We start from the raw sequence: 22975 nt of genomic DNA on the forward strand, positions 1-22975 counted from the left end.
TGACGGCTATATCACATACAAGTCGACGTACTCATCGACCGGCATCGCTTCGAGCTTTGCCTGGTCCAGCGACACGTCGAGAATCGCTTGTTGCTGCTTTGCCGGGAAGCGGCGGGCAAGGTTGGTCCTGAACTTCTCGACCAGGAGCGGGATGCCTTCCGCACGCCGCCGCCGATGGCCGAGCGGGTATTCGACCGCCACTTCGGCAAGTTTCGACCCGTCCGTGAACTCGATCGTCAGTGCATTCGCGATCGAGCGCTTGTCCGGGTCGTGGTAATCCTTCGTGAACTGCGGATCCTCGATGCACACCGTTTTCGCGCGCAGCGCGTCGATGCGGGGATCGGCGGCGGCCGCGTCTTCGTAATCGGCCGCGGTCAGCCGGCCGAACAGCAGCGGCACGGCGACCATGTACTGGATGCAGTGGTCGCGGTCGGCCGGATTGGCGAGCGGGCCCTGCTTGTCGATGATGCGGATCGCGGCCGCATGCGTGCGGATCGTGATCCGGCTGATGTCGTCGGTCGTGCGGCCCGCGGCGGCGAGCTGCGCATGCAGCTGCAGCGCGGCCTCGGCGGCCGTCTGCGCGTGGAACTCGGCAGGGAACGCGATCTTGAACAGCACGTTTTCCATCACGTACGTGCCGTACGGGCGCTGGAAGCGGAACGGCTTGCCGTCGAACAGCACGTCGTAGAAGCCCCAGGTCTTTGCGGTGAGTGCCGACGGGTAGCCCATTTCACCCGTTTTCGCGATCAGCGCGAGGCGCACCGCGCGGGAGGTCGCGTCGCCGGCCGCCCATGATTTGCGCGAGCCCGTGTTCGGCGCGTGGCGGTAGGTGCGCAGCGCCTGACCGTCGACGAACGCGTTGGACACCGCGTTGATCAGCTCGTCGCGCGTGAGCCCGAGCAGCCGGCCGACGACGGCCGTCGATGCGACCTTCACGAGCAGCACGTGGTCGAGCCCGACCGCATTGAACGAATTCTCGAGTGCGAGGCAGCCCTGGATCTCGTGGGCCTGGATCATCGCGACCAGCACGTCGCGCATCGTGAGCGGCTTCCTGCCGGCCGCGACGGCCGTGCGGGAGAGCCAGTCGGCCGTCGCCAGGATGCCGCCGAGATTGTCGGACGGATGGCCCCATTCGGCGGCGAGCCAGGTGTCGTTGAAGTCCAGCCAGCGGATCATCGCGCCGATGCCGAACGCGGCCTGGACGGGATCGAGCTGGAAGGACGTGCCGGGCACCTTCGCGCCGTTCGGCACGATCGTGCCGGGCACGACGGGGCCGAGCAGCTTGGTGCAGGCAGGGTAGGACAGCGCCTCGAGTCCGCATCCGAGCGTGTCGATCAGGCAATGACGCGCCGTCTCCAGCGCGAGCGCGCTGTCGATGCCGGCATTCAGCACGTAGTCGACGATATCGACGAGTACCGTATCCGGAGCAGGGCGGACGTTGGAGACCGGGGCGGACATCGAGGGGCCGATGGGAACGCGCTTAGTTCGTTGCCGGCTTCAGCTCGTTCGACTGCGTCGGTGCCGGCGTGCCTTGTGCCATTTCCGGCGTCACGCATTCGTCCGCGAGGCGCTCGCCGCCGTTTGCGTCGGAGAACAGCATCGCCTTGGTCGGGATCACGATCAGCTTGAAGCCTGCTGCCGGATCGTAGAACGTGTCCGCGCCCGTCGTCGTGGCCTGACGCGGCAGCTTGTAGTTCTTCTTCGCCCAGTGAACCGTGACCACCTGGTCGCGCTTCATGTCGCCGGCGAGGTCGAACGACAGACCTTCCTTGCAGGACCACTTGACCGCGCCGTCCGGTACCGGATCGACCTTGGCTGCGGCGCGTGCCTGTGCCTTCTTGCTGCGCGGGATGATGCGCTTGGCCGGCGCCGGGCGCTTGGCCGTTGCCTTCTTCGCGGTCGTGGTGGTCGTACCCTGGGCAAACGCGCTCGGAGCCGACACCAGCATCGTGGCGGACAAGGCGCCGATGGCGGTAGCGATCAGGAGTTTCTTCATGGAGTCAGAACCTTTCGATAATCAGTTGACAAGGGCCGGCAATCGAATTGCCGGCCGGTTTGAAACTGCACGCGCCCCGAAAGCGCGCAGCGGCCGCTATTTTCACCTATTTGGCCGCGTACATATCAGGTTTTCGGGCTCCGTTACGTTTTTTGTCGTTTCGCAAACCTCTATCCGGTTCGCGTGTCGTCGAATGCATGAAACTCGTGTATCGGCCGGCGCCGCGCGCTTACGGCGCGCTGCCCGCGGCGGCCGGGCCGAACAGCGGCGCGGCCTCGGCCGGTACGGGCTGGCCGGTGGCCCGCGCGCGGCGCAGCACTGACCAGTAATACCGGTAGCTCGCGCGATCGTGCAGCGTATCACCGTGGCGCGTCGGCCCCCAGTCGGCGGCCTGCGCGGCCAGCAGGATCTCGGCGGCCAGCGCGACCTCGTCGGTACGCGGCGCGAATGCGTCGACGATCGGGCGGATCTGCGCGGGGTGGATGCTCCACATCCGCGTGAAGGCGAATTCGTCGCGCGCGCGGCGTGCATCGGCGGCGACGACGCTCATGTCGCGCACCTCGGTCGTCACGTTGTGCGACGGCGTCTTGCCGTGCGCGTGGCAGGCCGCGGCGATTTCCAGCTTCGCGCGGCGCACGAGCGGGTGCTCGAACTGGCCGGGCGAGCGCATCGCGGCATCGGGAATCGCGCCATGGTGCGCGGAGACGAAATCCATCAGCCCGAAGCTCAGCGTGCCGACCGTCGGCAGCGCGGCGAGGGCGGCCGCCTGCGCGAGCGCGCCGTGCGTCTCGACCAGCACGTCGACCGGGATCGGCTGCGCGATGCCGAGCTCGCGGCGCGTGCCTTCGATGAACGCGGTCATTTCGGCTGCGTCGGCGGCACTCGCGATCTTCGGGAGCGTGATGTAGGCGGGTGCGCGCGACGCGCGCAGCACGATGCGCACGTCGTCGCGCCAGTGCGGATGGGAAAAGTCGTGGATGCGGACGCCGACGCGGCCGAAGCGGTTTTCGTCGCTGCCGAGCATGTCGGCGACGAGTGCCGCGTGCGCGGCTTCCTGGCCGACGGCCGCGCCGTCTTCGCAGTCGAGCGTGATGTCGAACACGGGGCCCGTTTCGGCCTGCAGCGCGAGCGACTTGCGCATCAGCTTTTCGCTGCCCGCGTAGTGATCGCAACAGGGCAGGACCGCGGGCGGGGACGCCCCGTCGTACAGCACTTGTGCAGGAGTGAGCGCAGCCATCTCGTCTACGTCAGGGAAGCGGGTCAACGTGGAGAAAATCGGATTCGGGCGCGTTCTGGGCCGGTGCGCGGCGGGCGCGGGGCGGCAAAACGGGCGCGGATCGGATCGTTCGGCAGGGCCGGCGGCTGGCGCCGGCCCGGGCCGGAACCGGGCGGCCCGAGAGCCGCCCGGCAAAGGTACGTGATGCTTAGCTCTTCAGCAGGTGGGCAACGCCATCGCGCTCTTCGAGCAGCTCGGCCAGCGTGCCGTCCATCTTCTCGCGCGAGAAGGCGTCGATTTCCAGGCCTTCGATGCGCTTGTACTCGCCGTTTTCGCACACGACCGGCACGCCGTAGATGATGTCTTCGGGGATGCCGTACGAGCCGTCCGACGGGATGCCCATCGTGACCCACTTGCCGTTCGTGCCGAGGACCCAGTCACGCACGTGGTCGATCGCCGCGTTGGCTGCCGACGCCGCCGACGACAGGCCGCGCGCTTCGATGATCGCCGCGCCGCGCTTGCCGACGGTCGGGATGAACGTGTCGCGGTTCCACACGTCGTCGTTGATCAGCTTCAGCAGCGATTCGCCTTCGGCGGTCGCGAAGCGGAAGTCGGGGTACATCGTCGGCGAGTGGTTGCCCCACACGGCGAGCTTCTCGATCGATGCGACCGGCTTGCCCGACTTCGCTGCGAGCTGCGACAGCGCGCGGTTGTGGTCGAGGCGCAGCATTGCCGTGAAGTTCTTCTTCGGCAGATCCGGCGCCGACTTCATCGCGATGTATGCGTTCGTGTTCGCCGGGTTGCCGACGACCAGGACCTTCACGTCGCGGCTGGCGACTTCGTTCAGCGCAGCACCCTGAACCGTGAAGATTTCAGCGTTCGCCGACAGCAGGTCCTTGCGCTCCATGCCCTTCGAGCGCGGACGAGCACCGACCAGCAGTGCGACGTCGGCATCCTTGAATGCGACCTTCGGATCGTCGGTGATCACGACGCCCGCCAGCAGCGGGAACGCGCAATCGTCGAGTTCCATCACGACGCCTTTGACGGCGGCTTGGGCTTGCGGGAGGTCGAGCAGTTGCAGGATGACCGGCTGGTCCTTGCCGAGCAGGTCGCCGTTCGCGATGCGGAACAGCAGGGAGTAAGCGATTTGACCTGCGGCGCCGGTGACGGCAACGCGCTTTGCGGGCTTAGCCATTGAAAATCTCCAGGACGGGTGAAGCGTTGGACGCTAGCGAAAACGCCATTCTATGCGCGTTGTGCGTAGCGTTGCATTGAAGCAGGGCGGAGGACTCGCGATGGCAGACGCGGTGAACCTGGAGACGGCCGTGGCACGTAGCCGGGGACGCGCTTTTGCACCCGCGAACCCTTGCTCGACCGGGAGTGTAGGAGCCGTCACGCGCAAAGTCAAACGGTATCATATGTCTTATATAAGACAGATGTTTTGCGGAAATTGAGTGGACGAAAAAGTGCGGTTTGTGATGAAATGCGCGCCATGACATCGAACCAGGCGAATACCGCGAATCAGACCGGCGCAGGCGGCCCAGGGCAGCCGGGCGCGAGCGATCCCGCACCTTCGCCTGCGGCGCCGCCGTCGCCGACGTTCAGCCCGTTATACCAGCAGATTAAGTCATTGATCACGCAAAGTCTCGAATCCGGTGAATGGAAGCCGGGCGAGATCATCCCGAGCGAGGTGGAGCTCGCGGCCCGCTACAAGGTCAGCCAGGGCACCGTCCGCAAGGCGATCGACGAACTGGCCGCGGAAAACCTCGTGGTCCGGCGGCAGGGCAAGGGTACTTTTGTTGCGACGCACAATGAAGATCGCGCGCAGTTCCGCTTCCTGCGCCTGCTGGCCGACGACGGTGCCGAGCATCCGCACGTGAGCCGCCTGCTCGAATGCCGGCGCCTGCGCGCGCCGGCCGAGATCGCGCGGCAGCTCGACCTGAAGCCGGCCGATCCGGTCGTGCAGGTGCGCCGGCTGCTGGAGTTCGAGAACGAAGTGACGGTGCTCGACGAGATCTGGCTGCCGGGCGCGATGTTCCGCGGGCTCACGTTCGAGCGGCTGAGCGAGTACAAGGGGCCGCTCTACGCGATGTTCGAGACGGAGTTCGGCACGCGAATGATTCGCGCGACGGAGAAGATCCGCGCGGTGGCGGCGGAGCCGGCGGTGGCCGACCTGCTGCACGTGCCGGCGGGTTTTCCGTTGCTGTCGGTCGAGCGCGTGTCCTATACATATGGTGACCGGCCGGTGGAGGTGCGTCGCGGCTGGTATGTCACAACCGGGTACTACTATCAGAATGACTTGAGTTGACGGAGTTTCGGCTCAAGCCGAGTGCGTTCGCGTTTCCCACGCTCGCGAAGCACGTTTCGGGCCGCCTTTTGTTCTAGTTCGCGCAACTATCCAGAGCAGACTTTCGCTGCAGCGCGATATAAAAAGGCGCTAAAATCGCGGATTAGTGTGACAACATAGTAGGGGTCTAGCATGACTGATGCAGTAAGAAAGCCGAGGCCGGAATACCGGAACATCGGATTCGCCGATATCACGATGAAATATCGCATGCCGCTGGCGGCGATATTGTCGATTCTCCATCGAGTCAGCGGCGCGCTGCTGTTCTTGTTCCTGCCGTTCCTGCTGTTCCTCTTCGACCAGAGCCTCACGTCCGAGCTCAGCTTCGAAGTCTTCAAGGCTTTCCTCTCCAACATCATCGTCAAGCTGATCGTCCTCGCACTGTCGTGGGCCTTCTTCCACCATTTCTGCGCCGGCATTCGCCACCTGCTGATGGACGTCAACCACGACGCCGTCACGAAGGAAGGCGGCAAGCGGACGGCAGTCGTCGTCTTTGTCGTCTCGATCGCGCTGACGATCGCCATGGCACTCAAACTGTTCGGAGCATTCTAAGAAAATGGCAGCCAATAACCGAATCGGCTCGAAGCGCCTCGTCGTCGGCGCACATTACGGCCTGCGCGACTGGCTTGCGCAGCGCATCACCGCCACGATCATGGCGGTCTACACGGTCATTCTGCTCGTCCTGTTCTTCGGCGCGCACGATTTCTCGTACGAAGGCTGGGCATCGATCTTCGCCGCGCAATGGATGAAGCTCGCGACCTTCGTGATGCTGCTTTCCCTCTTCTACCACGCATGGGTCGGCGTGCGCGACATCTGGATGGACTACGTGAAGCCCGTCGGTGTGCGCCTGCTGCTGCAATCGCTGACCATCGTCTGGCTGCTCGCATGTGCGGGCTACGCCGCGCAGATTCTCTGGAGAGTGTAAAGAATGGCTGCAATCAAAACTAATCTCCCGCGCCGCAAGTTTGACGTCGTGATCGTCGGCGCGGGCGGCTCCGGCTTGCGCGCGGCGCTGCAACTGTCGCGCGCGGGCCTGTCGGTCGGCGTGCTGTCGAAGGTGTTCCCGACGCGTTCGCACACGGTGGCCGCGCAGGGCGGTATCGGTGCGTCGCTCGGCAACATGAGCGAAGACAACTGGCACTTCCACTTCTACGACACGATCAAGGGCTCCGACTGGCTCGGCGACCAGGACGCGATCGAGTTCATGTGCCGTGAAGCGCCGAACGTCGTGTACGAACTCGAGCACTTCGGCATGCCGTTCGACCGCAACGCGGACGGCACGATCTACCAGCGCCCGTTCGGCGGCCACACCGCGAACTACGGCGAGAAGCCGGTCCAGCGCGCATGCGCGGCCGCCGACCGTACCGGTCACGCGCTGCTGCACACGCTGTACCAGCAGAACGTCGAAGCGAAGACGCAGTTCTTCGTCGAATGGATGGCGCTCGACCTGATCCGCGACGCGGACGGCGACGTGCTCGGCGTGACGGCCCTCGAGATGGAGACGGGCGACGTCTACATCATGGAAGGCAAGACGACGCTGTTCGCGACGGGCGGCGCAGGCCGGATCTTCGCGGCATCGACCAACGCGTTCATCAACACCGGCGACGGCCTCGGCATGGCTGCGCGTTCGGGCATCGCGCTGCAGGACATGGAGTTCTGGCAGTTCCACCCGACCGGCGTGGCCGGCGCGGGCGTGCTGATCACCGAAGGCGTGCGTGGTGAAGGCGGTATCCTGCGCAACGCGAACGGCGAGCGCTTCATGGAACGCTATGCACCGACGCTGAAGGATCTGGCGCCGCGTGACTTCGTGTCGCGTTCGATGGACCAGGAAATCAAGGAAGGCCGCGGCGTGGGTCCGAACAAGGATCACGTGCTGCTCGACCTGTCGCACATCGGCGCCGAGACGATCATGAAGCGTCTGCCGTCGATCCGCGAAATCGCGCTGAAGTTCGCGAACGTCGACGCGATCAAGGAACCGATCCCGGTCGTCCCGACGATCCACTACCAGATGGGCGGCATCCCGACCAACATCCACGGCCAGGTCGTCGGCACGTCGCGCGGTCACAAGGATCCGGTCAACGGCTTCTACGCAGTGGGCGAATGCTCGTGCGTGTCCGTGCACGGCGCGAACCGCCTCGGCACGAACTCGCTGCTGGACCTCGTGGTGTTCGGCCGTGCGGCCGGCAACCACATCGTCGAGCACGTGAAGAACCAGAAGGAACACAAGCCGCTGCCGGCCGATGCAGGCGAATTCTCGCTGGCGCGCCTGGCGAAGCTGGACAAGTCGACCTCGGGCGAATACACGCAGGACGTCGCGAACGACATCCGTTCGACGATGCAGAAGCACGCAGGCGTGTTCCGCACGTCGGAGCTGCTGAAGGAAGGCGTCGACCAGATGGCCGGCCTGAAGGCGCGCGTGGAAAACATCCACCTGAAGGACAAGTCGAAGGTGTTCAACACCGCGCGCGTCGAAGCGCTCGAGCTGGAGAACCTGATCGAAGTGGCTCGCGCCACGATGGTGTCGGCGGAAGCGCGCAAGGAAAGCCGTGGCGCGCACGCACACAGCGACTACGAACACCGCGACGACGAGAACTGGCTGCGCCACACGCTGTGGTACAGCGAAGGCGATCGCCTCGACTACAAGCCGGTTCAAATGAAGCCGCTGACGGTCGACTCCGTGCCGCCGAAGCCGCGCACGTTCTAAGCCGAGTCAAAGGAATCCGAAATGGCAAAACGCATTTTTGAAGTCTACCGCTACGATCCGGACAAGGACGCAGCGCCGCGCATGCAGACGTACGAGCTCGAGATCCAGCATGAGCGCATGCTGCTCGACGCACTGGTGAAGCTGAAGGCACTGGACGAGACGCTGTCGTTCCGCCGTTCGTGCCGTGAAGGCGTGTGCGGTTCGGACGCGATGAACATCAACGGCAAGAACGGTCTCGCGTGCCTGACGAACCTGAACGACCTGCCGCAGAAGATCGTGCTGCGTCCGCTGCCGGGCCTGCCCGTCGTGCGCGACCTGATCGTCGACATGACGCACTTCTTCAACCAGTACCACTCGATCAAGCCGTACCTGATCAACGACGCGCCGCCGCCGGAGAAGGAACGCCTCCAGTCGCCGGAAGAACGCGACGAGCTCGACGGCGTGTACGAGTGCATTCTGTGCGCGAGCTGCTCGACGTCGTGCCCGAGCTTCTGGTGGAACCCGGACAAGTTCGTCGGCCCGGCCGGCCTGCTGCAGGCTTACCGCTTCATCGCGGACAGCCGCGACACCGCTACCGGCGAGCGTCTCGACAACCTGGAAGACCCGTACCGTCTGTTCCGTTGCCACACGATCATGAACTGCGTCGACGTTTGCCCGAAGGGCCTGAACCCGACGAAGGCGATCGGCAAGATCAAGGAACTGATGGTCCGCCGCGCGGTTTAAGGCCGGGCTGCAATGAGCGACGATTCGCATCAATCCGACCCGCACCGTCGCGCGCGCCTTCGCTGGCGCGCGCGGCGGGGTCTGCTGGAAAACGACATCGTATTCGAGCGTTTCTTCGGCAGATACGAGCATGACCTCACCGATGCAGACGTAGGCGCGTTGTCGCGCCTGCTCGATCTGAGCGACAACGACCTGATGGACTTGCTCCTCGCGCGCAAGGAACCAGAAGGCGACCTAGACAGCCCGGACATTCACCGGCTGTTGGAGATGCTGCGCAACGTGTAACGCCAAGGTGTGACACGTTGTGCCCGTTATCGAATCCCGTTTCTTTATTTCGATTGAGGATGTGCCATGACTCCGTCTGATGTTAAAGCCACGCTATCGTTCAGCGACAACTCTCCGAGCGTCGAAATGCCGATCTACAAGGGCACGATGGGCCCGGACGTGATCGACATCCGCAAGCTGTACGGCCAGACCGGCAAGTTCACGTACGACCCGGGCTTCATGTCGACGGCAGCTTGTAATTCGGCGATCACGTACATCGACGGCGACAAGGGCGAGCTGCTGTACCGCGGCTACCCGATCGACAACCTCGCGCAAAACGCGGACTTCCTCGAAAGCTGCTACCTGCTGCTGAAGGGTGAGCTGCCGAACGCAGCGCAGAAGAAGGAATTCGTCGACACCGTCACGAAGCACACGATGGTGCACGAGCAGATGCACTTCTTCTTCCGTGGCTTCCGCCGCGACGCGCACCCGATGGCGATCCTGGTCGCCGCAGTCGGCGCGCTGTCGGCGTTCTACCACGACTCGCTCGACATCAACGATCCGCGTCACCGTGAAGTGTCGGCGATCCGCATGATCGCGAAGCTGCCGACGCTCGTCGCGATGGCCTACAAGTACAGCATCGGCCAGCCGTTCGTGTATCCGAAGAACTCGCTGTCGTACAGCGCGAACTTCATGCACATGATGTTCTCGAACCCGTGCGAAGAGTACAAGGTCAACGACGTGCTCGTCCGCGCACTCGACCGTATCCTGATCCTGCACGCCGACCACGAGCAGAACGCATCGACGTCGACCGTCCGCCTGGCCGGCTCGTCGGGCGCGAACCCGTTCGCATGTATCGCGGCCGGTATCGCGTGTCTGTGGGGCCCGGCGCACGGTGGTGCGAACGAAGCCGCGCTGAACATGCTCGAGCAGATCGGTTCGCCGGACAACATCCCCGAATTCATCAAGCAGGTGAAGGACAAGAATTCGGGCGTGAAGCTGATGGGCTTCGGTCACCGCGTGTACAAGAACTACGACCCGCGTGCGAAGCTGATGCGCGAAACGTGCTACGAAGTGCTGAACGAACTGGGCCTGCACGACGACCCGCTGTTCAAGCTCGCGATGCAGCTCGAGAAGATCGCGCTGGAAGACGAATACTTCGTGTCGCGCAAGCTGTACCCGAACGTCGACTTCTACTCGGGCATCGTTCAGCGCGCGCTGGGCATCCCGACGTCGATGTTCACGTGTATCTTCGCGATGGCACGTACGGTCGGCTGGATCGCACAGTGGAACGAAATGATCGGCGATCCGGAGCAGAAGATCGGCCGTCCGCGTCAGCTGTTCATCGGCGATACGCCGCGCGAAGCGAAGCCGCTCAACGCACGTTAAGCCGTGTGTGGCGCGAACGGCCGGCAGGCCGCTCGCGTCGGGCAATCGCAACGCCACGACACCCCGACGGGTCATCCCGTCGGGGTGTTTTCATTTGCGCGCCGGATCGGCGCGATGCTCCAGCGACGGCGGGCGTGTGTCGAGTGCGGGCGCGTCGTCATCGGGCGCGTGGCCGTGCCGCACGAAGAACTGCCGGTAGGCGCCGGGCGTCATCCCGCGTGCGGCGAGGAACTGGCGGTTGAAGTTCGCGGCATTCGGAATGCCGCAGCGCGCGGCCACGGTCGCGATCGGCCAGTCGGTGCCGACGAGATGACGGCACGCGTGCGCGAGCCGCAGCCGCTGCACGTAGCGCCCGACGCTTTCGCCGAGATGCCGGACGAACAGGCGCTGCAGCGTGCGTTCGGACATGTGCGCAGCGGCGGCGAGCGCGTCGATGCGCAGCGGTTCGTGGAAGTGCCGGTCGATCGCGTCGAGCACGCGGTCGAGGCGCTCGGCTTCGGGGGCGGCCGAATCGGCGTGCGGTGTCGTGCGTTCGCTCCGGTCGTACGCGTGCGCGGTGGCGAGCGGCTCGCCGCCGGCTTCCGCGAGATCGGCGAGCGTGTCGAGCGCGGCCGCGAGCCTGGCGCGCGGCGACGGATCGAGCAAGTGCGGCAGCCGCGCCCGCATCGCGCGGGCTGTGTCCGTGTCGAAGCGCAGGCCCGGTGCGGCACGCCGCAGCAGCGAACGCAGCGGCGCGTATTCGGGGCAGCAGTCGGCCAGCCGCCGCACCCAGTCGCCGTCGAACCAGATGACGACCGCGACCTCGGGCGCATCGCGATCGATGCGCGCGTTCGACGACCAGGTATGCGGCAGGTTGGGCGGCACGAGCACCAGGTCGTCGTCTGTGTAGTGCGCGACGTGATCGCCGATGAAGCGCCGGCCGCGGCTGTTGAGCGTCAGCGTCAGTTCGTACTCGGGATGGCGATGCCATTCGAACGGAATGCGCGCGAGCTGGCGGTGATAGACACGGATCGAACAGCCGGGGGCGAACGTCACGTGCTCGTACTGCGGTTTCATCGCGGCCTCCGGGAGAGGGCGGGCATCGCGCCATGGCATGATCGAGGGCGATCGTCACGACGGAGCAATGCCATGTTTTCACATGTTTGCGTGGGCGTCAGCGACACCTCACGCGCCTACGATTTCTACGCGCCGCTGTTCGCGGAACTCGGGCTGCGCCTCAAATTCCGCGAGCCGGACGGCTGGACGGGCTGGATGCCGGCCGACGCCGACCGGCCGCTGTTCTTCTTCGGCCAGCCGCTCGACGGCCGTGCGCCCGAACCGGGCAACGGCCACACGATCGCGTTCGTTGCGCCGACGCGCGCGCACGTCGATCGCTGCCACGCGCTCGCGCTGCGCCACGGCGGCACCTGCGAAGGGCCGCCGGGCCTGCGGCCGGACTATCACCGCGATTACTACGGCGCCTATTTCCGCGATCCGGACGGCAACAAGCTTTGCGTGGTCTGTCATCGTCCCGAGTGATCCAGGGTTGTCAGGATTGTATCGATAGTTGGCCGGATAACGGTGATCTCGGCTGCGCACCGGCCGTACGCTGACGGCACATCACGACACCTGTCAGCGAGGAGACCACGATGCAACTGACGATTGACGACCTGCCTGCCGCGATTCGCGACGCGAAAAAGGGGCTGTGCGCCGACCTGCCCGGTTATGCGGCCACGTTTCGCGAGCTGGAGGGCGACATCGCGCGGCAGGTCGACGCGATCCGCCGCGCGCATGCGCATGGCCACGACGTGATTCCGGTGGTGCCGTTCGCGGACATCGCGGGCGGGACCGTCGATCCGCGCACGGTGACAGCGATCCGCACGCATGGCGCGGTCGTGATTCGTCGCGTATTCGATGCGCGGCAGGCGCGCGACTGGAACGACGAGATCGGCGCGTACCTGGACGCGAACCGCTTCACCGAGCGGCTCGATGCGCGCGCCGAGGATCGCTATTTCGGCAACCTTGCGTCGGGCAAGCCGCAGATCTACGGCGTTTATTGGTCGAAGCCGCAGGTGGCTGCGCGCCAGTCGCCGGCACTGACGCAGGCGCGCGTGTTCCTGAACCGCCTGTGGCGGCACGCCGACGGCGGGCGTACGCACTTCGATCCCGATCAGGTGCCGGCCTATGCGGACCGGATTCGCCGCCGCCCGCCCGGCTCGACGTCACTCGGGCTGTCGCCGCATGTCGACGGCGGTTCCGTCGAACGCTGGCTCGGCGCGAACTTCCGCCAGGTCTACCGTCACGTGCTGGCCGGCCGCTGGTGCGATTACGACCCGTTCGATGCAGCGTTCCGTCCGGACGTCGAGGAGATTCCGTCGCCGGCCGTGTGCTCGATGTTCCGCACGTTCCAGGGCTGGACCGCGCTCACGCCGCAGGGGCCGGGAGACGGCACGCTGCAGTTGATCCCGGTTGCGAACGCGATGGCCTATGTCGTGCTGCGCGCGCTGCAGGACGATGTCGCCGACGACGACCTGTGCGGCGCGCGTCCGGGGCGCGCGCTGTCGATCCGGCCCGAATGGCACGCACTGTTGCTCGATGCGCTGGTGCCGATCCCGCACATGGAGCCGGGCGACGCGGTGTTCTGGCATGGCGACGTCGTGCACGCGGTCGAGGATGCGCACCGCGGCAGCGGCGACAGCAACGTGATGTACATCGCGGCCGCGCCCGGTTGCGCGAAGAACGACGCGTACCTGCTGCGCCAGCGGGCCGCGTTCCTGCGCGGCGAGAGCCCGCCCGATTTCCCGGCCGACCATTTCGAGGTCGAATTCGACGGACGGGGCGGGGAGGGCGATCTCTCGGCGCTCGGCCGTTCGCAGATGGGGTTCGGGCCGGGCGCTTAGCCCGCGTCGCACGGGAAAGCGGCCGTTCGCCACGCGGTGAACGGCCGTCTGCCGAATCCGCTGCGGGCTGCGCGCAATTCGACGCAATCGGCTGTCTGCGCAGCCGAAATCGACGCGAATTGCGCAATTTGGCTTCCGATAATGGTCCGGACACAACGCAGCCGCCCCGTGTGCCGCACGGGTGTGGCGCTGACCATGGAGGAGTCGATGCAATTCACGCAAGCGATCGTTCGCCGCCCCGCGCCGTCCTGCGGCGCGGGCCTGACCACTGCCGAGCTCGGCGCGCCCGACTACGACAAGACGCTCACGCAGTTCCACGCATACTGCGACGCGCTGCGCACGCTCGGCGTCGAGCTGACCGAACTGCCGCCGCTGGACGCGTTTCCCGATTCGCACTTCGTCGAGGACGTCGCGGTCGTGACACCGGAATTCGCGGTGATCACGCGCCCCGGTGCGCCCGCCCGGCGCGGCGAGACGGCGCACATCGAAACGGCGCTCGCCGCGCATCGCGACCTGCTGCCGATGCAGGACGGCCGTCTCGACGGCGGCGACGTGATGCAGGTCGGCAAGCGCTTCTACATCGGCCTGACGGGCCGTACCGACGCCGAAGGCATCGCCGCGTTCGAAGCGCTCGTGTCGCGCTACGGCTATTCGGTCGTCGCGGTGCCGGTGGGCGCCGGCCTGCATCTGAAGTCGGTCGTCAACGCGCTCGGCGACGACACGCTGCTCGTGACCGAAGCGCTGGCCGCGCATCCGGCATTCGCCGACTATCGCCGGATCGCGATCTCGGCCGCCGACGAATACGCGGGCAACACGCTGCGCGTGAACGGCACGCTGATCACGCCGGCCGGCTACCCGCGCGTGCACGACGCGATCGCGTCGCTCGGGCTGCCGCTGCACGTGATCGATACGAGCGAGTTCCGCAAGATGGACGGCGGCCTGACCTGCCTGTCGCTGCGGTTCTAGCCGATTGGCGCGCGGCCGCTTCGGCCGGATAATGTGGCCCCCGCGCGGAACAGGAAACGTTCCGCGCACCAGCCACGACCCGACCGGAGCGAACGCGGATGACCGACAAGAAGATGCAGCTCGACAAGATCGATCTCCGGATCCTCGACATCCTGCGCACCGACGGGCGCATTTCCTACCGGAAGCTGTCGGAGCTCGTGAACCTCACGCCGCGGCCCTGCCAGGCGCGCGTGGAGCGGCTCGAGGCGCTCGGCGTGATCGAGGGCTACCGTGCGGTGATCAAGGCGCCGCGGGCGACCAAGCCGATCGTCGTGATCGCGCAGATCGTGCTGGCCGACCACGGGCGTTCGCAGGCGCCGTTCGAAGACGAAATGCGTGCGAATCCGGCCGTGCTCGATTGCTGGCTCGTCAGCGGCACGTTCGATTTTCTCGTACGGCTCGCGTGCGAGGATCTCGACGAGTACCGGCGGATCGCGAACGTGTGGCTGGAAAGCCCGCGATTCCGGATCGAGAAGATCGTGACGACGGCCGAACTGCAGGCGATCAAGCGCACCGTCGTGTGAGGCGGCCGGCCGGGAATGGCCGGTTTCGACGCGAATGACCGGGCCTGACGATTTGTATTCCGAATCAAATTGTCCGGCCCGAATCCAATCAGGGTGAACACTATGGATGCTATGCAAGCGGCAGTGGAGACGGCCGCGCCGTCGGGAACGACGCTGAAGCGCCGTCTGCAGGGCCGCCACATCGCGATGATCGCGATCGGCGGCTCGATCGGCACGGGGCTGTTCGTCGCGTCGGGTGCGTCGGTCGCGCAGGCGGGGCCGGGCGGTGCGATCGCCGCGTATATCGCGATCGGGCTGATGGTGTACTTCGTCGTCACGGGCCTCGGCGAGATGGCCGCACTGATGCCGGTGTCGGGGTCGTTTGCGATCTACGGCGAGAAGTACGTCGACGAAGGCTTCGGCGTCGCGCTCGGCTGGACCTACTGGTACAGCTGGGCCGTGACGATCGCGATCGAGCTGGTCGCCGCGCAGATCGTGATGCGCTACTGGTTTCCGACCATACCCGGCATCTGGTGGGGCGCGGGCTTCCTCGTGCTGATCTTCCTGCTGAATACGCTGTCGGTGCGCGGCTTCGGCGAATCGGAATACTGGTTCTCGCTGATCAAGGTCGTGACCGTGGTCGCGTTCATCGCGGCCGGGCTGCTGATCGCCGCCGGCCTGATCGGGAACGGGCATCCGGTGGGCTTGCGCAACTTCACGACCGGCGACGCGCCGTTTGTCGGCGGCGTGCACGCGATGATGAGCGTCGCGCTGATCGCGGGGTTCTCGTTTCTCGGCACCGAGCTGGTCGGGATCACCGCCGGCGAATCGGAGAATCCGCGCAAGACGATCCCGCGCGCGGTGAAGCAGATTTTCTGGCGGATCATGCTGTTCTACGTGTTCGCGATCTTCGTGATCGGCCTGCTGGTGCCGTACACGGACCCGAACCTGCTGAAGAGCGACGTGACCGACATCGGCGTGAGCCCGTTTACGCTGGTGTTCAGCCATGCCGGTTTCCGGCTCGCCGCCGGCGCCATGAATCTCGTGATCCTGACGGCCGTGCTGTCGGCCGGCAACTCCGGCACCTACGCGGCAACACGGATGCTGTACAACCTCGCGGCGGAAGGGCGCGCACCGGCGATGTTCGCGACGCTGTCGCCGGGCGGCGTGCCGCGCAACGCGCTGTACGCGACGATGGCCGTCGGCGGGCTGTGCTTTCTCACGTCGCTGACCAACAACCAGAGCATCTATCTGTGGCTGCTGAACACGGTCGGCATCACGGGTTTCATCGCGTGGCTCGGCATCGCGGTCTGCCATTACCGGTTCCGCAAGGGGTTCCTGAAGCAGGGCTACCGGCTCGATCAGCTGCCGTACCGCGCGAAATGGTTCCCGTTCGGGCCGCTGTTCGCGATCGCGATCTGCATCGTGATCTCGCTCGGGCAGGATTACCAGGCGTTCTTCGCGGCCCGCATCGACTGGATGGAAGTGCTGTCGATCTACGTGTGGATTCCGCTGTTCGTCGCGATCTGGTGGGCATATCGCCGGGCGCGCAAGAGCCGGCTCGTGCGCTACGAGGAGATGGACATCGGGCCGTGGCTGACGCGCTCGGTCGAGGCCGTCGATGCGGCGGCCACGCAGCACGGGCATCCGCACTGACTAGTCGGTATTGAACGCGCGGTACCGAAAGCGCGGCAACGGAAGCCGGTCGCATCGGACGGCCGGCTCCGCTGCGACGGCCCGCGCGCGGCGGCGCACGCAAACCGCGCTCAGTGCGCGTGCTGCAACTGCGCCTTCATGAAGTCCACCCACGCGCGCACTTTCTGCGGCACGTGCCGCGTCGCGACATACAGCGCATAGACGTTCTGCTGCGGAAACCGGTACGCGGGCAGCGCATCGATCAGCGTGCCGCTTTCGAGATCGTCGCGCACGAGCCATTCGGGCAGCAGCGCGACGCCGCTGCCCTGGCGCGCGAGTTCACGCAACACCGATGCGTTGTCGACGACGACGCGAGGCTTCGCGGCCGGTCGAAATGCATGTTCGTTGCCCGCGCGATCGGTGAGCGTCCATTCGGCGATCCGCTCGAGCCGGCTGTGGCCGAGCTGCGGCAGGCGGGCGAGGTCGTCGGGCGACGCCGGTTTCGGGCGCCCGGCCTTCGCCGGCAGGTCGGGCGCCATCACGGCGAGTACGTCGTAGGTGGCGAGGCAGACGCCGCGATAGGGCAGGTCGCGAAAGTGCTCGTGGCGTCCGAGCCGGATCGCGACGTCGAAGCGGTCGCGCACGAGATCGGCCTGCGACGTATGCGTTTCGAGCCGCACGCGTAACGCGGGATGCTGCGCGGTGAAGGCATGCAGCATCGGTGCGAGGACGCGCGCCGCATACTCGACCGTCGACGTCACGCGCAGCATGCCCTGCATCCCGCCGTGCTCGCCGCGCACCTCGTCGATCGCGCCTTCGGCTTCGTCGAGCACGCGCAGGCAGCGCTGATAGAAGCGCTCGCCGGCATCGGTCAGCTCGACACGCCGGGTCGTGCGCGTGAGCAGCGTGACGCCGAGCTCGGCTTCGAGCTGTTTCACGTTGAAACTGACGGCCGCCCGCGCCTGGTTCAGTGCGGTGGCGGCGGCCGTGAACGAACCGGCTTCGACCACGGCACGGAAAACGGCGAAACGATCGAGGCTCACCATGGTTGGGGCGTGGGTCCTGTCTGGCTGTTGGATCGCTCGAAGGGTACCCGAATGTGCGGCCGCGCGGCGTTGCGGTGTCGTGGCGGCGCGATCCGATTGTCAAAAGATTTCGACGGGACTCGTCGCATCCGGCCGCTTACCGATACGCGTGCCGGCTTCTACACTGCGGCGTTTCGTGATGTTCCCGCCGCCATGCCAGACCGTTCCAGAATCGCCGCCGTCTACCTGCTCGGCTTCGCGATCGACCTCGCGAACATGTTCATGCTGAACGCCGCGTATCCGGCGCTGCAGCGCGAGCTGCACGCGTCGGTCGCGCAGCTTGCGTGGGTCGGCAACATGTACGTGCTCGGCCTGACCGTCGTGATTCCGTTCGGCACGTGGCTCGCGCGCCGCTGCGGCGAGCGGCGCGTGTTCGCCGCATCGCTGCTGCTGTTCGGGCTCGGCAGTGCCGGCGTCGGCGCGTCGCCGTCGATCGAGACGCTGCTCGCGTGGCGGCTGGTCCAGGGGCTCGGCGGCGGGCTGCTGATTCCGGTCGGGCAGACGATGGCCTATCGCGCGTATCCGCCGCAGGCGCGGGCGCGGCTCACGTCGGTCGTGATGATGGTCGCGCTGCTCGTGCCGGCGTTGTCGCCGGCGATCGGCGGGGCGATCGTCGATCGCGGTTCGTGGCGCGCGATCTTCTTCGCGATGTTGCCGATCGCGGCCGCGACCTGCGCGCTCGCGTTCGCATGGCTGCCGCACGACGGCGCGCGCGACCGGCCGCCGCGGCTCGACTGGCCGGGGCTCGGCCTGAGTGCGGTCACGCTCGTCGCGCTGCTGCTCGGGCTGACCGCCGCGGGGCAGCCCGGCGGCGCGGCATTCCCGCTCGCGATGCTGGCCGTCGCGAGCGCGGCAGGCGCAGGCTATGCGGCGCATGCGCGTCGCGCCCTGTCGCCGGTCGTCGACCTGCGCCTGCTCGCCCAGCCGCTGCTGCGAACCTGCGTGGTGGTCTATCTGTGCGTGCCGGGCATCTTCACGGGCGTCAACCTCGTCGCGTCGCTCTATCTGCAGAACGCGCTCGGGTTGAGCGCTGCGCATGCCGGCGCGCTGATGCTGCCGTGGGCGATCGCGGCGTGCTTCGCGATCGCGACCACGCGCCGCTGCTTCGCGCGCCACGGCGCGAAGCCCTTGTTCGCGAGCGGCATCGCGATCGATTGCGTCGGCATCGCACTGCTCGCGACCCCCTGGACCGGCGTCGAAGCCGTGCGCATCGCGGCATTCGCGGCGATGGGGTTCGGCGCGAGCCTGTGCACGAGCACGTCGCAAAGCGCGGCGTTCGTCGATGTGCCTGCCGACCGGATGGGCGACGCGAGCGCGCTGTGGAACATCAACCGCCAGTTGAGCTTCTGCGTCGGCGTGGCCGTGCTCGGCAGCGCACTCAATGCGTTGCTGGCGTTCGACGCGGGCAGTCCGTCGCTCGCGCCGTACCGCTGGTGCTTCGGGCTGGCGGTCCTGCTGACGTTGCTGCCGCTGGGCCTGATTGCACGGCTTCCCGCACACCGTGCGCCGGTCGCGCAACCCGTTTCATCCCACTCGTGAGAACCTGAGAGCCTTATGAATTTGCCGAATCCGTATTTCAAGGAAGTCGTCGACACCGTTGCCGACATCGCGTGCTGGTTGTCCGGCCGTGCTGGCCCCGAGCGGCTCGCGACGCTGATGGCGCGCTTTTCGTCGGGATTTTCGATGATCACGATGTCGGGCACGGTGCTCGATTACGCGGGCATCGATGCGCTGTTTTCACACGGGCACGGCGCGCGCCCCGGGCTGGTGATCGACATCGACGAGTTGCGCGGGCTTGCCGTGTGGTCCGATGGCGCGACGATCGGCTATCGCGAGACGCAGACCGACGCGCAAGGGCAGCGCACGGTGCGGCGCTCGACGGTCGTGTTCCGGCGCGAGGCGGACGGGCTGATCGTGTGGCGCCATTTGCACGAGACGCCGGTCGTCGCGTGAGCGGGGCATCGGCCGCCCTGCCTGAGGCGGCGCGGATGCGGTGCCGGCGTTACTTGTCCAGCTCCGGATAGTGCCGGAAGATGCCCATGTCGTTGAACGGGATGCGGCGTTCCGACGCGAGGTAGCGCGCCACCGGCGGATGCTCCGCGACGCGGTCGTGCAGCGCGACCAGCGCCGCGATTTTCCGCTCCGCGCGCTTCATCGCTTTCGGAAACGCGTAACGCAGCCCCTCGATCAACTGGAACATCGACAGGTCCGTATAGCTGAGTGTGCGGCCGGCGATGTAGCCGCTCTTGTGCGGGTTCTGGTCGAGTACGCGCTCGAAGTAACCGAGGAATTTCGGCAGCCGGTTTTCGAGGAAATCGGCCGCGCGCTCGGCGGCTTCCGCCTGCTGGTCCTCGTAGTAGAGGCCGCTTGCGATCGGATGGTGCGTGTCGTGGATCTCGGTGACGAAATCGGCCACGGTCAACTGAAGCTGGTGCACCCACAGCCGGCCGGCTTCGTCGTCCGGCGCGAGCCCGAGCCGCGCGCCGAGAAACAGCAGGATGTTCGCGGTCTGCCCGACCATCAGGTCGCCGGCTTTCAGGAACGGCGGCGCAAACGGCACGCATTCCGCCTTCGCGCTGTCCATCATGCGCATCATCGCCGGCACCCCCATGCCGCGCCCCGATTCGCGCGCGACGTCGACGTAGTCGGCTTCCGCCGCCTCGAGCGCGAGCCGCACATATTCGCCTCGGCCCTGGATCTCGGGCCAGTAATACAGTTCGTATCGCATGCTGTTTTCCCGTTCGTTGAAGCGGCCGCCACGGGCATCGTGACGATCGGGCGGCCGCGCGTCGCGCGCCGCCCGCTGCGAATAGACAGTCTAGGCGATCGCGGGAAAAGTGCCGCGCATCGCCATCGCGCGCTACGCGCCGCGCTCGCCGCCCTCGGGGCCGTAGAAGAACACCCAGGTCGAGAAGTCGCCGGAGAAGCCGGTGAAGCGGTGGTCGGCGTGTGCCGGGACGAACAGCACGTCACCGGCCGCGACCGCGCATTCGCGTCCGTCGACGACGAAGTGCGACGTGCCGGTGGCGATCACGTAGACCTCGTCGCGCGCGTGCGGCTTCTGCTTGTCCTCGATGCGCGGCCGGTACAGCTCGACGTCGAGCGTGCCGTGGCGAAACAGCGTCGTGAACAGCGTGCCTTCTTCGTCGAGACGGGTGAGCGATTCGTTCAGGCCGAGCTTCATCGTGGTGTACTCCGGGTCCGGGGCGTGGGGATTGCCCATGTGCGTTGCGCGATCGTAGCGCGTCATGCCGGGAAGTCGCGCGGAGCGCATGATCGCCATCTGTGGAACGAATCGCGCAGGCGCTCACCTTATGTGAAACGCAGGCATCCATCCGCGAAACGACGACGCGATTGCGCGTATTGGCTCGCGAGCTTCACCGCAATTTAACAAACGCCGACTACGATCCGGGCTCGTCAATCGACGCAAGCGCGGCGATTCGGTCCGCGCTGCGGTACTGCCGTCCGTCGCCACCTGCGCGACTCGCCCGATTGCGATTTCCCGTGACCGTGAATGCGACGCCGAGGTATCGCGTCGACGTCATTCGCATCATTTCGTATTTCTCATGAAACTGAATCCGCTGGCTTCCTCACGCAGAAAATTCCTGGCCGCCGCGCCGGCCGTCGCGGCGGTGCCGCTGCTGAGCGCATGCGGCGGCGACGACGTCACGTCGATGCCCGTTACCGACGCCGCGCTGGCCGCGCAGATGTCCGCGAAGCTGAATGCGCAGCTCGGCGATGCCGCGACGGTCGGCGCGATCCAGCCGGCGCTGACCGACGTCGGGTTTGCGTGGGACCTGCCGACGATGCCGGCGGCCCAGGCCGGCGCGATCGTCGCGTACAGCTTCGGCAATCGCCCGAACGCGGCAAGCGGCAATACGTCGAGCACGGGCGGCAACCAGTCCGCGCTGCCCGATCCGGGGCCTGTCAACGAAGCGCTCGCGGACGCCGTCTATCGCATTCGGCAACTGAAGCCGGTCAAGGTCTACGCGCAGTGGGAGATCGCCCGCTTTCTCGTGTCGAAATACGGGATGGGCGCCGACGTGCTGTCGTCGATCGAGCCCGTGATCGCGAGCGACGGCACGATCGTGTACCTCAGCACGGCCGGCGTGGCCGCTGAGGCCGCGGCGCGCGCGGGCGGCGCGGCCGCGATGGGCAGCGTCGCGGTGGTCGGCCATCGGGATCACGCGAAGCGCTGCATCCAGACCTCGCAGCAGGCGGGCATGAAGGCGGCCGCGGTTGCCGAGGTGCCGTTGCCGACGCGCTACGACCCGCAGTCGGGCCAGCCGTGGACGCGCAACCGCAGCCTGTACCTCGTGCACGACATGTATGCGCAGATGCTCGCCCGCGCGGTCGGCGCGACGATGCAGGCGTTCCCGAAGGGCTGACGCACTTTCTTTCTCCCGATTCCGATGACCATGCAGACCCGCCGCCATTTCCTCGCTTCCGCTGCCGCGCTTGCCGCGACCGGTGCCGCCAGCACGCCGGGCTTCGCCGGCGACGCTCCCGTTTCAGATACCGAACTGCAACGCCAGATGCTCGGCAAGCTGACGAACGAACTGAACGACCGCGCAGCCGCCGCCGACGAGGCCGGTTACCTGTTCGAGACGTTTTTCTCGTGGACGCCGCCGACCGTCCAGGCCACGGCCATCAACACGATTGCCGCATTCGCTTTCGGCAGTCGCGCCGCGCCGTCGTCGGGCGCCGCGCCGGTGCCCGGCCCCGTGAACGAGGCGATTGCCGACGCCGTGTTCCTGCTGCGCCAGAAGGTCGCCGCGCGGATCTTTGCGCAGCAGGAAGTCGCGAGCGTGCTCGCGTCGAAATACGGGCTGACGGCCGGCGTGACGTCGATCGCGACACCGGCGCCGGCCGCCGGCAGCCCGATACCGACGCCCGACGGCGTCGTAACCGCGATCGTCAGGCAGGCCGGCTCGGCCTCGGCACTCGGCAACGTCGGTGTCGTCACGCATTCGGATCAGGCGTCGATTGCCGTGCGCGTGTCGAAAACCGCGGGGATTCAGGCCGCGGTGCCGGCGGGCCTGACGCTGCCGTCGCTCTACGACGCGTCCGCGCAGATGCCGGCCTTGCGGCGCCGCGATCTTTACCTGCTGAGCAACGTCGGCGTGCAACTCGGGATGCTGCGGCTCGACCTGATCAACCGCGAATACCCGAACGGCTGACGCTGCGGGGCACTCGCGGCATCCACCGCCGAACGACTTCACGTTCCGGGCG

The 22975-nt window shown here is 66.5% G+C and carries 24 protein-coding genes; 16 read left to right on the forward strand and 8 right to left on the reverse strand.

What is annotated here, in order from left to right; genetic code table 11:
* Positions 1 to 6: 6 nt before the first annotated feature.
* The 4 genes from ABIC51_RS17360 to ABIC51_RS17375 form a co-directional block, all read right to left on the reverse strand.
* Positions 7 to 1458: a bifunctional 2-methylcitrate dehydratase/aconitate hydratase gene (locus ABIC51_RS17360; RefSeq protein ID WP_175898084.1), complete on the reverse strand. Its 1452-nt coding sequence runs from the start codon at positions 1456 to 1458 to the stop codon at positions 7 to 9.
* A gap of 22 nt (positions 1459 to 1480) precedes the next feature.
* On the reverse strand, positions 1481 to 1996 hold the full coding sequence (locus ABIC51_RS17365) for a hypothetical protein (RefSeq protein WP_027791117.1): 516 nt from the start codon (positions 1994 to 1996) through the stop codon (positions 1481 to 1483).
* Positions 1997 to 2225: 229 nt separating this feature from the next.
* Complete coding sequence (locus ABIC51_RS17370) at positions 2226 to 3233, reverse strand: HpcH/HpaI aldolase/citrate lyase family protein (RefSeq protein ID WP_027791118.1); 1008 nt, start codon at positions 3231 to 3233, stop codon at positions 2226 to 2228.
* A gap of 187 nt (positions 3234 to 3420) precedes the next feature.
* Positions 3421 to 4407 carry a malate dehydrogenase gene (locus ABIC51_RS17375; protein WP_175898083.1) on the reverse strand — a complete coding sequence of 329 codons (987 nt, stop codon included), beginning with the start codon at positions 4405 to 4407 and terminating at the stop codon, positions 3421 to 3423.
* A 288-nt stretch (positions 4408 to 4695) separates the two neighbouring features.
* On the opposite strand from ABIC51_RS17375, the gene ABIC51_RS17380 reads away from it, so the two are divergent.
* The 7 genes from ABIC51_RS17380 (at position 4696) to gltA (ending at position 10636) form a co-directional block, all read left to right on the forward strand.
* The gene (locus ABIC51_RS17380; protein ID WP_034196031.1) at positions 4696 to 5520 is read left to right on the forward strand and encodes a GntR family transcriptional regulator; all 825 of its coding nucleotides are present in this window, start codon (positions 4696 to 4698) and stop codon (positions 5518 to 5520) included.
* A 171-nt stretch (positions 5521 to 5691) separates the two neighbouring features.
* Positions 5692 to 6108: a succinate dehydrogenase, cytochrome b556 subunit gene (sdhC, locus tag ABIC51_RS17385; RefSeq protein ID WP_021158703.1), complete on the forward strand. Its 417-nt coding sequence runs from the start codon at positions 5692 to 5694 to the stop codon at positions 6106 to 6108.
* A 4-nt stretch (positions 6109 to 6112) separates the two neighbouring features.
* Complete coding sequence (gene sdhD / locus ABIC51_RS17390; protein WP_011355745.1) at positions 6113 to 6481, forward strand: succinate dehydrogenase, hydrophobic membrane anchor protein; 369 nt, start codon at positions 6113 to 6115, stop codon at positions 6479 to 6481.
* A gap of 3 nt (positions 6482 to 6484) precedes the next feature.
* On the forward strand, positions 6485 to 8260 hold the full coding sequence (gene sdhA / locus ABIC51_RS17395) for a succinate dehydrogenase flavoprotein subunit (protein WP_027791121.1): 1776 nt from the start codon (positions 6485 to 6487) through the stop codon (positions 8258 to 8260).
* 21 nt (positions 8261 to 8281) lie between these two features.
* A complete protein-coding gene (locus tag ABIC51_RS17400) occupies positions 8282 to 8983 on the forward strand; it encodes a succinate dehydrogenase iron-sulfur subunit (RefSeq protein WP_006479352.1) in 702 nt (233 codons plus the stop codon).
* 12 nt (positions 8984 to 8995) lie between these two features.
* On the forward strand, positions 8996 to 9268 hold the full coding sequence (locus tag ABIC51_RS17405; protein WP_011548107.1) for an FAD assembly factor SdhE: 273 nt from the start codon (positions 8996 to 8998) through the stop codon (positions 9266 to 9268).
* 66 nt (positions 9269 to 9334) lie between these two features.
* Positions 9335 to 10636, forward strand: a complete 1302-nt coding sequence (gene gltA / locus ABIC51_RS17410) for a citrate synthase (RefSeq protein WP_049097329.1) — start codon at positions 9335 to 9337, stop codon at positions 10634 to 10636.
* Positions 10637 to 10726: 90 nt separating this feature from the next.
* On the opposite strand, the gene ABIC51_RS17415 is transcribed toward gltA, so the two are convergent.
* Entirely contained in the window at positions 10727 to 11692 is a 966-nt protein-coding gene (locus ABIC51_RS17415; RefSeq protein WP_175898082.1) for a helix-turn-helix domain-containing protein, read from the reverse strand.
* 72 nt (positions 11693 to 11764) lie between these two features.
* Between ABIC51_RS17415 and ABIC51_RS17420 the strand changes: the two genes are divergently transcribed.
* The 5 genes from ABIC51_RS17420 to ABIC51_RS17440 all read left to right on the forward strand — a co-directional run bounded on the left by ABIC51_RS17420 (position 11765) and on the right by ABIC51_RS17440 (position 16679).
* A complete protein-coding gene (locus ABIC51_RS17420; RefSeq protein ID WP_060173155.1) occupies positions 11765 to 12154 on the forward strand; it encodes a VOC family protein in 390 nt (129 codons plus the stop codon).
* 110 nt (positions 12155 to 12264) lie between these two features.
* Positions 12265 to 13515 carry a DUF1479 domain-containing protein gene (locus ABIC51_RS17425; RefSeq protein ID WP_175898081.1) on the forward strand — a complete coding sequence of 417 codons (1251 nt, stop codon included), beginning with the start codon at positions 12265 to 12267 and terminating at the stop codon, positions 13513 to 13515.
* Positions 13516 to 13722: 207 nt separating this feature from the next.
* The gene (locus tag ABIC51_RS17430) at positions 13723 to 14481 is read left to right on the forward strand and encodes a dimethylarginine dimethylaminohydrolase family protein (protein WP_175898080.1); all 759 of its coding nucleotides are present in this window, start codon (positions 13723 to 13725) and stop codon (positions 14479 to 14481) included.
* A 98-nt stretch (positions 14482 to 14579) separates the two neighbouring features.
* Positions 14580 to 15044 carry an Lrp/AsnC family transcriptional regulator gene (locus ABIC51_RS17435; RefSeq protein WP_059684359.1) on the forward strand — a complete coding sequence of 155 codons (465 nt, stop codon included), beginning with the start codon at positions 14580 to 14582 and terminating at the stop codon, positions 15042 to 15044.
* Positions 15045 to 15146: 102 nt separating this feature from the next.
* Entirely contained in the window at positions 15147 to 16679 is a 1533-nt protein-coding gene (locus ABIC51_RS17440) for an amino acid permease (protein WP_027791128.1), read from the forward strand.
* Positions 16680 to 16789: 110 nt separating this feature from the next.
* Here ABIC51_RS17440 and ABIC51_RS17445 read toward each other — a convergent pair whose 3' ends face one another.
* A complete protein-coding gene (locus tag ABIC51_RS17445; RefSeq protein ID WP_301764932.1) occupies positions 16790 to 17704 on the reverse strand; it encodes a LysR family transcriptional regulator in 915 nt (304 codons plus the stop codon).
* A 192-nt stretch (positions 17705 to 17896) separates the two neighbouring features.
* Between ABIC51_RS17445 and ABIC51_RS17450 the strand changes: the two genes are divergently transcribed.
* Together ABIC51_RS17450 and ABIC51_RS17455 are read left to right on the forward strand one after the other, a co-directional pair.
* The gene (locus ABIC51_RS17450) at positions 17897 to 19282 is read left to right on the forward strand and encodes an MFS transporter (RefSeq protein ID WP_354006566.1); all 1386 of its coding nucleotides are present in this window, start codon (positions 17897 to 17899) and stop codon (positions 19280 to 19282) included.
* Positions 19283 to 19297: 15 nt separating this feature from the next.
* Positions 19298 to 19696, forward strand: coding sequence for a DUF4440 domain-containing protein (locus ABIC51_RS17455; protein WP_301759731.1), 399 nt, complete (start codon positions 19298 to 19300; stop codon positions 19694 to 19696).
* A gap of 49 nt (positions 19697 to 19745) precedes the next feature.
* Here ABIC51_RS17455 and ABIC51_RS17460 read toward each other — a convergent pair whose 3' ends face one another.
* Both ABIC51_RS17460 and ABIC51_RS17465 read right to left on the reverse strand, forming a co-directional pair.
* Entirely contained in the window at positions 19746 to 20471 is a 726-nt protein-coding gene (locus tag ABIC51_RS17460) for a glutathione S-transferase (RefSeq protein WP_354006567.1), read from the reverse strand.
* Positions 20472 to 20603: 132 nt separating this feature from the next.
* Positions 20604 to 20927, reverse strand: a complete 324-nt coding sequence (locus ABIC51_RS17465; protein ID WP_146252694.1) for a cupin domain-containing protein — start codon at positions 20925 to 20927, stop codon at positions 20604 to 20606.
* A 382-nt stretch (positions 20928 to 21309) separates the two neighbouring features.
* Here ABIC51_RS17465 and ABIC51_RS17470 point away from each other — a divergent pair, with 382 nt between their 5' ends.
* Positions 21310 to 22131, forward strand: a complete 822-nt coding sequence (locus tag ABIC51_RS17470) for a hypothetical protein (protein ID WP_027791134.1) — start codon at positions 21310 to 21312, stop codon at positions 22129 to 22131.
* A 30-nt stretch (positions 22132 to 22161) separates the two neighbouring features.
* Positions 22162 to 22923: a Tat pathway signal protein gene (locus ABIC51_RS17475; protein ID WP_175898130.1), complete on the forward strand. Its 762-nt coding sequence runs from the start codon at positions 22162 to 22164 to the stop codon at positions 22921 to 22923.
* Positions 22924 to 22975 lie beyond the last annotated feature (52 nt).

Origin of the sequence: Burkholderia sp. 572 (assembly GCF_040545135.1) — a bacterium.
GTDB classification, from domain to species: Bacteria; Pseudomonadota; Gammaproteobacteria; order Burkholderiales; family Burkholderiaceae; genus Burkholderia; species Burkholderia cepacia.

Coding starts and splice junctions, on each gene's coding strand:
- ABIC51_RS17425 (WP_175898081.1), top strand. CDS start 12,265: ATGCAACTGACGATTGACGACCTGCCTGCCGCGATTCGCGACGCGAAA.
- ABIC51_RS17375 (WP_175898083.1), bottom strand. CDS start 4,407: ATGGCTAAGCCCGCAAAGCGCGTTGCCGTCACCGGCGCCGCAGGTCAA.
- ABIC51_RS17405 (WP_011548107.1), top strand. CDS start 8,996: ATGAGCGACGATTCGCATCAATCCGACCCGCACCGTCGCGCGCGCCTT.
- ABIC51_RS17470 (WP_027791134.1), top strand. CDS start 21,310: ATGAAACTGAATCCGCTGGCTTCCTCACGCAGAAAATTCCTGGCCGCC.
- sdhC (WP_021158703.1), top strand. CDS start 5,692: ATGACTGATGCAGTAAGAAAGCCGAGGCCGGAATACCGGAACATCGGA.
- ABIC51_RS17380 (WP_034196031.1), top strand. CDS start 4,696: ATGCGCGCCATGACATCGAACCAGGCGAATACCGCGAATCAGACCGGC.
- ABIC51_RS17465 (WP_146252694.1), bottom strand. CDS start 20,927: ATGAAGCTCGGCCTGAACGAATCGCTCACCCGTCTCGACGAAGAAGGC.
- ABIC51_RS17420 (WP_060173155.1), top strand. CDS start 11,765: ATGTTTTCACATGTTTGCGTGGGCGTCAGCGACACCTCACGCGCCTAC.
- ABIC51_RS17440 (WP_027791128.1), top strand. CDS start 15,147: ATGGATGCTATGCAAGCGGCAGTGGAGACGGCCGCGCCGTCGGGAACG.
- ABIC51_RS17400 (WP_006479352.1), top strand. CDS start 8,282: ATGGCAAAACGCATTTTTGAAGTCTACCGCTACGATCCGGACAAGGAC.
- ABIC51_RS17360 (WP_175898084.1), bottom strand. CDS start 1,458: ATGTCCGCCCCGGTCTCCAACGTCCGCCCTGCTCCGGATACGGTACTC.
- ABIC51_RS17455 (WP_301759731.1), top strand. CDS start 19,298: ATGAATTTGCCGAATCCGTATTTCAAGGAAGTCGTCGACACCGTTGCC.
- ABIC51_RS17435 (WP_059684359.1), top strand. CDS start 14,580: ATGACCGACAAGAAGATGCAGCTCGACAAGATCGATCTCCGGATCCTC.
- gltA (WP_049097329.1), top strand. CDS start 9,335: ATGACTCCGTCTGATGTTAAAGCCACGCTATCGTTCAGCGACAACTCT.
- ABIC51_RS17370 (WP_027791118.1), bottom strand. CDS start 3,233: ATGGCTGCGCTCACTCCTGCACAAGTGCTGTACGACGGGGCGTCCCCG.
- ABIC51_RS17475 (WP_175898130.1), top strand. CDS start 22,162: ATGCAGACCCGCCGCCATTTCCTCGCTTCCGCTGCCGCGCTTGCCGCG.
- sdhA (WP_027791121.1), top strand. CDS start 6,485: ATGGCTGCAATCAAAACTAATCTCCCGCGCCGCAAGTTTGACGTCGTG.
- ABIC51_RS17445 (WP_301764932.1), bottom strand. CDS start 17,704: ATGGTGAGCCTCGATCGTTTCGCCGTTTTCCGTGCCGTGGTCGAAGCC.
- ABIC51_RS17460 (WP_354006567.1), bottom strand. CDS start 20,471: ATGCGATACGAACTGTATTACTGGCCCGAGATCCAGGGCCGAGGCGAA.
- ABIC51_RS17450 (WP_354006566.1), top strand. CDS start 17,897: ATGCCAGACCGTTCCAGAATCGCCGCCGTCTACCTGCTCGGCTTCGCG.
- ABIC51_RS17415 (WP_175898082.1), bottom strand. CDS start 11,692: ATGAAACCGCAGTACGAGCACGTGACGTTCGCCCCCGGCTGTTCGATC.
- sdhD (WP_011355745.1), top strand. CDS start 6,113: ATGGCAGCCAATAACCGAATCGGCTCGAAGCGCCTCGTCGTCGGCGCA.
- ABIC51_RS17430 (WP_175898080.1), top strand. CDS start 13,723: ATGCAATTCACGCAAGCGATCGTTCGCCGCCCCGCGCCGTCCTGCGGC.
- ABIC51_RS17365 (WP_027791117.1), bottom strand. CDS start 1,996: ATGAAGAAACTCCTGATCGCTACCGCCATCGGCGCCTTGTCCGCCACG.